The sequence below is a fragment of the Gordonia sp. 'Campus' genome, from assembly GCF_022206305.1.
Taxonomy (GTDB): domain Bacteria; phylum Actinomycetota; class Actinomycetes; order Mycobacteriales; family Mycobacteriaceae; genus Gordonia.
Map to the genome: position 1 here is coordinate 92,057 of NZ_JAKOIW010000019.1, position 7,073 is coordinate 99,129.

Here is a 7,073-nt window from a genome sequence, read left to right on the forward strand (position 1 = left end):
GATAACGTAGGAGGTCATGTCTGTAGTCCGTCGCATCTCCGCGGCCCCGGTGAAAGTGCAGCGACGTGTGCGCGACGCTCGAAGCACGCGCTGGGACGACCACCGCGCCGTCGTCAAAGCTGAACTCGTCGATGCAGCGATACGCGCGATCGAAAAGTTCGGCGATGCCGTGAGCATGGACGATTTTGCGGAAGAGGCTGGTGCGTCGAAGCCTAAGCTCTACCGCCATTTCGGTGACAGGGCTGGGCTCTACTCCGCCGTGGCAGCCCGTCTGGGTTCTATGATGTGGGAGTCAGCGCAGTCAACTCTGCTCTCCGGACAGGCAGACAGCACCGTCGACGAACTTTTCCGTTCAGCGGTGTCCGCATACGTATCCTTGGTTGATGAACATCCAGCGGTCGTCCGTTTCCTCATGACGAACCACATGTTCCAGTACTCTGAGTCCGGCGAGGGTGGGGCCGCAGATCAGCTGAGATCGGCAATGGAGATTATTTCCGACGAGTTCGCACGTGGCCTCCGAGAGGTCGGTGCCGAGGAGTCCCCCGTCGCCGTAGCAGTAGCCTCCATCCTGGGGGCCGGCCTATCAGCGACCCAGTGGTGGATCGATAACGGTCGGCAGAATGGAATGAGCAGGGACATGTTTGCCGCGCACCTGTGCCAGACGTCGTGGGGGATCATAGACGGCGCTGCGGCCACAGTAGGCGTTCGATTTCATAGGGACAGGCCCTTAGGCAACCCTGGATTCGCCACTCGCCTCGACGCCGTCTGATCCCCTTCGTACGGGTGGTCCGCCCTGTAGTCACGCACGCGGCAGAACTGCTCACACAAACGGAGCGCATTTCACAATCCTGACTGCTGGCTGTCATGGGGGATCATCCTTGGTCGCCGCTCATCTTAGTAGCGAAGCGCTACAGACAGTACTGTTGACGACAGTGCCACAGTCGTGGCGCCACTCATAAGGCCCCCCCTCGAGCCTTCCATCGGTACCGCCACTGGCTGTTTCGTTCTGTTACCGACGGTATTGTTGTGCAGTCAGAGGTTCTTGATTTGGTTTCGTAGGGAGTGGCCAGGGTGGAAACCATCGATTTCGACGATGTTGACCCGAGGCGGGTTCGGTCGCGCCAGCGTTTGTTGGATGCCGCTGTGACCTTGCTGAACAGCGGCGGGGTCGAAGCCGTTACCGTGGAGGCGGTCACTCGACTGTCTCGTGTTGCTCGCACTACCTTGTATCGTCACTTCGAGAGCTCCACAGATCTGGTGGCGGCTGCTTTCGAGCGGTTGTTACCCCAGGCCGAGACCCCCGCGATGACGACGTCGATCCGCGATGACCTGCTAAAGCTGATGCAGCGGCAAGCTGAACTAATCGAGCAGGCACCGCTGCAGTTGACGACGCTGGCATGGTTGGCAATGCTTCCCGAACAACCCGAGCAATCCGACGGGGAGCAGAACGCGCTCGCGCCACTGCGCCGTCGAGTCGTCGAGCAGTATCGAGAGCCATTCGATCGAGTTTTAACGACCGATGTGGCCACGGCTGAGCTCGACAACTTCGATCTGACCATGGCAGTCACTCAGCTGGCAGGCCCCCTTATCTTTGCCAAGCTCACGGGTATTCGGTCGATGACCGTTGACGATCTCGAACAACTTGTCGACGATTTCCTCACGGCCCACCGGCGGCACCAAATTACCTAACCCCCTTCCACATCCACGCTACTGCTAGTACCGTAACGCTACTGCCGGTTTCAGAAGCGGGCTGGGTCGAGGGTGAGGTGCTGCGTATGGTGGTCCAACGTCCGAGTGATGGGCGCTTGACGGCGCGCCGGTTGGTGGAGCGCAGCGAGTACAGCACAACACTGGGACGGTTGGCGCGGTTCACCTTGGCGCACAGATCTCTCGTCATCGGGGTGTGGGTGGCCGTGGGTGTCGTCTTGGCGATTCTGTTTCCCCAGTTGGAGACGGTGGTGCGGCAGCAGTCGGTTGATCCGATCCCTGCTGGGGTTCCATCGTTTCGAGCACTCGATCAGATGGGTGGCGCGTTCGGCGAGAAGGGCGCCAAGACCACTGTTCTCGTGACCATGGAGAATCCGAATGGGTTCACCGACGTGGCGCGGGAACGCTACGACATGCTCGTTCTGCAGTTGCGCGAAAATTTCGACGATGTGCAGTCGGTGCGGGATTTGCTTTCCGATCCGACGACGGCCGGTCAGGCGTTGAGTGAGGATGGGCAAGCCTGGTACCTGCCTGTCGGGGTAGCTGGAACATTGGGGGGGCCAACGGCCACTCATGCTGTGGAGACCGTGCGCCAAACCGCGCATCGGGTGTTTGAGGGTACTGGCACCACTGTTCATGTCACCGGACCGACGGCCACTTTCAGTGATCAGATCGTGAGTGCTGAAAGCGATTTAGTCGTGATCACTCTGGCGACGGTGGCGCTTATCGCGATCATTCTGTTGGTCGTTTACCGATCGCTGTTCACCGCGCTGGTGCCATTGTTGGTGATCGGCGTCAGCCTCGGCGTGGGCCGTGGCATCTTGTCCGCGCTCGGCGAGCTCGGTATGCCGGTGTCGCAGTTCACCGTCGCGTTCATGACCGTCATTCTGCTTGGAGCAGGGGTCGACTACTCAGTCTTCTTCATCAGTCGATATCACGAACGGCTGCGCCAGGGCGCCTCCACTGAGGTTGCTCTCGTGGACGCGACAGCAACCATTGGACGGGTCATCCTGGCTTCAGCTGCCACGGTGGCACTGGCCTTTCTGGCGATGGTATTTGGTCAGCTCAGCGTGTTCTCTACCTTGGGTCCGGCATGCGCGATCGCCATCCTCATCGGATTCCTCGCCACGATCACCCTGTTACCACCGGTGTTGCTGTGGGCGGCACGATTCGGCTGGGGCGCACCCCGACGAGATCTGACGCGGAAGTACTGGAATCGCGTCGCCGTGCTCGTCGTTCGGCGTCCTGTGCCGCTGCTGGCACTGACCTTGGTCGGGCTGGTCGTGCTCAGCGTCTTCGCGATGAGCATCCAGATCACCTTCGACGATCGTGAGGGGCAACCCGCGACAACCGACAGCAACGAAGGCTACGCGTTGCTCAACCGTCATTTCCCTCAAGACGTCACTATCACTGAGTTCCTCGTTGTAGATGCGCCAATCGATCTCCGTACTGCCAGCGGGCTGGCCGATCTTGAGCAAATGGCCTCACGTATATCCCAGATCCCAGGAGTGACTCGAGTCATCGGCGTTACCCGTCCCACTGGGGACAAGCTCGAGCAAGCTGAGTTGTCCTGGCAGAACGGCCAGATCGGAAACCGGTTGGCGAGTGCGGTCGACGATGGCCAGAACCGCCGAGGTGACCTCGAGCAGCTACGTACCGGCGCATTTCAACTCGCTGACGGGCTTACTCAGCTCGACACCCAGGTACGCACCAACTTGGCACCGCTGGCCGGCATCCTCGATCAGGCGAGCACAACTGGGCAACAGATTCAGCAGTACCAGCCACTTCTACGCCAACTCGCCGCCTCCGCACCAGCACTCGATCGCGCTTCTCAGAATGCCCCACAGTTGGCCGCGCTCACTCGCCAAACATCTGCAGCCCTGGCAACAGTGACCTCGATCCTGCCAATCCTCGATAATGCGCCCTGGTGCACCCAAGTCCCGCAGTGCGAAGCTTTCCGCGCGCAGACCCGCAATCTCGACGCCGCACTGAACAACGGACCCCTCGACCAGCTCACCACGCTGTCAACACAACTCGCGCAGTTGGATACACCGATCGCAACGATCACCGATCAGCTCACTTCAACCGCCGACTCCCTGGGCTCCACGCTGGGAAGCATCAACAGCCAAGACCTTCCCGGCAAGCTCACCCAACTGCAAACAGGTATCAGTCAACTCGCGGCGGGATCACGAGAGCTGGCCGCTGGTGTGTCCGCGCTAATCGACAGCAACCTGCAACAACTCGCCGGGATGGCCACGCTAGCCACACAGCTACAAACCTCCGCCCGCGAGACCTCCGGAACAGACTCCGCAACCGGCTTCTATCTCCCACCTCAGGCCAACTCAGACCGCCGTTTCGTTGATGTCGCTCGCCAGTTTGTCTCGCCCGACGGCCATACCGTGCGATACGCAATACAAACCAGTTTCGACCCCTACAGCACCGAGGCCATGCAGCTGGCTGCCACAATCACCGATGTCGCACGCGCCGCGAGACCGAACACAACCCTGCAGGACTCCAACATCGCGATAGCCGGGTTCCCCGCCATCAACGCCGATCTGCAACGTCTACTCGCCGATGACTTTCGACTCCTAGCGTTGGCCACCCTCGCTATCGTCGGCCTGATCTTGATCCTCCTGCTCCGCGCACTCATCGCGCCCCTATACCTTCTTGGCACCGTCGTTCTCAACTACACCGCGGCAATGGGTATCGGCGTCCTGATCTTTCAACACATTCTCAAAACCGATATCGCCTGGCCCGTGCCACTACTGGCCTTCATAGTCCTCGTCGCGGTTGGCGCCGACTACAACATGCTTCTCATCTCTCGTCTACGCGAAGAATCCCAAAACAACATCCGCATCGGGGTCCTGCGAACCGTCACCAACACCGGATCGGTCATCACCTCGGCCGGACTCATCTTCGCTGCCAGCATGTTCGGACTCATGGCCGGATCCATCTCGATCATGACCCAGGTCGGACTCATCATCGGCATTGGTCTCTTGCTCGACACCTTTATTGTGCGCACCATCGTCGTGCCCACCATCGCCACAATTGTCGGTGGAGCAAGCTGGTGGCCGAGTACCCGAACCGACACGCGTCCGGCATCCCGCTAGCAACACATCTAACGAATCTGACCGGCCCAGCCAGTCATCCAGCCATCGCGCCTCCCTCATCGACTGACACCCGCTCGACGGTCGGGCGCGGCACCACCACCCGACCCACGCGCGAGCGCCCCTCGCGTCGTTGACGCTGGTAAAACTCGCAGGAGGGCCCGTCGCGCTACGAGGTGCGCAGTGCCGCCATGTAGAACACCTTGCGCAGACCACCGGTGGTAACGCTGCGGTCTGCGCAAGGCGCCGCGCCGGTTGCCCGAATGATGCGGCACCGGCGCTAGACCGGCGTAGGCTCGCTCCACCGCTGCTCTCCACCAGACAGCGCCTCTATCACGAGCAGTCCCCGTTTGCTGGTTACGTGTTCTAACGACGTCCGACTGGGGCAACGTGCCACGAAGACGCCTTCGAAAGGGCCAGCTCACCGGTTGAAGACGCGGACCTGAGTCGAGGATCTGACAGGCGCCAGCGGTCAATGTTAGAGACGTGCTGCATGCTGCTTGGCGTTGTCGCGGTGTTCTTCGGCGGCGCGGAGCGCGTGGCGGAGAGATCCCAGGGCTTCGGTGATGCCGGCGATGGCTTCGGCGGGGGTGGTGGGCGCGCCGAGGGTGTCAACGGCGAGGTCGTCGCGTTGCGCGAGGTCGCGGTAGCTGCGTTCAATGTCGAGGACCTGGCGTTGCAAGGCGTTGATGGGGTCGTAGAGCGCGTCGATGGCGTGGTCGAGTGTGCGGCCGGAGTCGTTCACATTGCTCCTCATGGTTGTCAGAGATGAGTTGCGGCGCAACCGGTTAAGTGCGGCAGGCGTGGGCGCGGTGGTCTATGCGGACGATGACGATGGTGTGGTTGGGTTCGTCTACGCGCAGCAGGATGCGGTAGTCGCCGCGGCGTGCGCAGTGAAGACCTTCGAGGTCGTCGCGCAGCGGTTTGCTGAGTCGGTGGGGGTGGCCGGCGAGGGGTCCGGAGATGAACCCGATGACGGCGCGGACGATCCGCGACGGAAGTCGTTGCAGGTCGCGGCGTGCGGGGGATGCGACCTCGACTCCGTACGGGTCGGCCAAGTCCGTGGGTTTGTCGCTCACCGGGGCGGCATACCGTGTTCGGCGCGCAGATCCTCGAGGGAAACAGTTTGGCCGTCGGCATCGGCGACCGCGACGGCGTCGCGGGCGCCGACGCGTGAGAGCCAGTAGATCGTTTCGTGCAGCGATTCGAGGTCGTCAGCTGACATGAGCACCGCGGCAGGTTTGCCGTGCTTGGTGATGGTGATGATGTCGTGCGTGCTCTCGGCGCTGTCGATGAGCGCGGAGAGCTTGTCCTTGGCTTCACCGAGAGGCACTGTCGTCATGCATCCAGCCTCGCCGCTGAACTAGCCAGAATTTTAGCCGATAATAGATACTATGACATTTGCGCAGCTGGGCAGCCGGCGGGCGGCCATCTCCGTGAAAAGTTGCCCTCTCGGGGCTCGTGTCGGATGACGACAGCTCGGTTAGGGCGAGCGCAGCCAGACTAGTCGCAGCTCTTTTCAGGCGGCGGCGAGAAGCCTTTGGGCCATACAGTGAAAGAGTTCCAGCAGACACCAGTCAGATCGGCGTGCTCGAGATTGGCCCCTCCGAGAGTAGTGTAGGCAAGTCTCGCGCCCGTGAGTTTCGCGCCCGAGAGGTCGGAGCCGTCGAGGGACGTTGAACGGAGATCCGCGCGGGTGAGCGTGGCCCCGCGGAAGTCCGTCGCTAAGAGATTCGCGCCGTATACGGTTGCGTCCGTTAGGTCTGCGCCAGAAGCTCGGAGTCCGCGAATCTCCTCTCCTCCGCCGGCGTCCACGCCGGTGAGGTCGGCGCGTACGAGGTCTGCCCCTGTGAAGTCTGCATCGTTAACGAACGAGGCGGCGAGGTTTGTACCGGTGAGGTTCGCATCCCGAAGGTTCGCGCTGCGCAGATCCGACCTAGTCATTACCAACCCGACGAGGTGTTGCTGTTCAAGGTCTAGTCCTCCGAACGGTCTGACCGTCTTCGGATCCGGATTAGACCAATCGGACCGTTCTCGGACGAATCTCAGGTTCTCCAGGCGTTCTGCCTGCGCATTCGCCCGCGCCGCGATGGTGCGATCGGTCTCTGCGCGCCGATCGTCGATCTCCGCTGTTGCGAGCAGGACCAGTACAGACACAAGGAGAACGACGACGATGTCCCGGACCCACCAGGGCGGGTCTCGCAACCACGCTTTCGCTCGGTCACGGCGGGACGTCGGCGGCGGTGGTGGCGGTGGCGG

Annotated in this window: 7 protein-coding genes; 3 read left to right on the top strand and 4 right to left on the bottom strand. The window is 61.6% G+C overall.

Annotation, left to right across the window (positions count from 1 at the left end; genetic code table 11):
* Nucleotides 1–16 precede the first annotated feature (16 nt).
* The 3 genes from MAY35_RS18640 (at nucleotide 17) to MAY35_RS18650 (ending at nucleotide 4,817) form a co-directional block, all read left to right on the top strand.
* Nucleotides 17–769, top strand: a complete 753-nt coding sequence (locus tag MAY35_RS18640) for a TetR/AcrR family transcriptional regulator (protein WP_238422777.1) — start codon at nucleotides 17–19, stop codon at nucleotides 767–769.
* 302 nt (nucleotides 770–1,071) lie between these two features.
* On the top strand, nucleotides 1,072–1,689 hold the full coding sequence (locus MAY35_RS18645; protein WP_064572164.1) for a TetR/AcrR family transcriptional regulator: 618 nt from the start codon (nucleotides 1,072–1,074) through the stop codon (nucleotides 1,687–1,689).
* An 86-nt stretch (nucleotides 1,690–1,775) separates the two neighbouring features.
* Nucleotides 1,776–4,817 carry an RND family transporter gene (locus MAY35_RS18650; protein ID WP_238422778.1) on the top strand — a complete coding sequence of 1,014 codons (3,042 nt, stop codon included), beginning with the start codon at nucleotides 1,776–1,778 and terminating at the stop codon, nucleotides 4,815–4,817.
* Between the two features lie 475 nt (nucleotides 4,818–5,292).
* Here MAY35_RS18650 and MAY35_RS18655 read toward each other — a convergent pair whose 3' ends face one another.
* The 4 genes from MAY35_RS18655 to MAY35_RS18670 form a co-directional block, all read right to left on the bottom strand.
* Nucleotides 5,293–5,559: a hypothetical protein gene (locus MAY35_RS18655; RefSeq protein WP_238422779.1), complete on the bottom strand. Its 267-nt coding sequence runs from the start codon at nucleotides 5,557–5,559 to the stop codon at nucleotides 5,293–5,295.
* Between the two features lie 43 nt (nucleotides 5,560–5,602).
* On the bottom strand, nucleotides 5,603–5,893 hold the full coding sequence (locus MAY35_RS18660; RefSeq protein WP_308192472.1) for a type II toxin-antitoxin system RelE/ParE family toxin: 291 nt from the start codon (nucleotides 5,891–5,893) through the stop codon (nucleotides 5,603–5,605).
* Nucleotides 5,890–6,156 carry a type II toxin-antitoxin system Phd/YefM family antitoxin gene (locus MAY35_RS18665; RefSeq protein WP_064570723.1) on the bottom strand — a complete coding sequence of 89 codons (267 nt, stop codon included), beginning with the start codon at nucleotides 6,154–6,156 and terminating at the stop codon, nucleotides 5,890–5,892. Before MAY35_RS18665 ends, MAY35_RS18660 begins: the two co-directional genes overlap by 4 nt.
* A 161-nt stretch (nucleotides 6,157–6,317) precedes the next feature.
* Nucleotides 6,318–7,073 (bottom strand): pentapeptide repeat-containing protein (locus MAY35_RS18670; protein WP_238422780.1); only part of this gene is annotated, 756 nt, incomplete at its 5' end.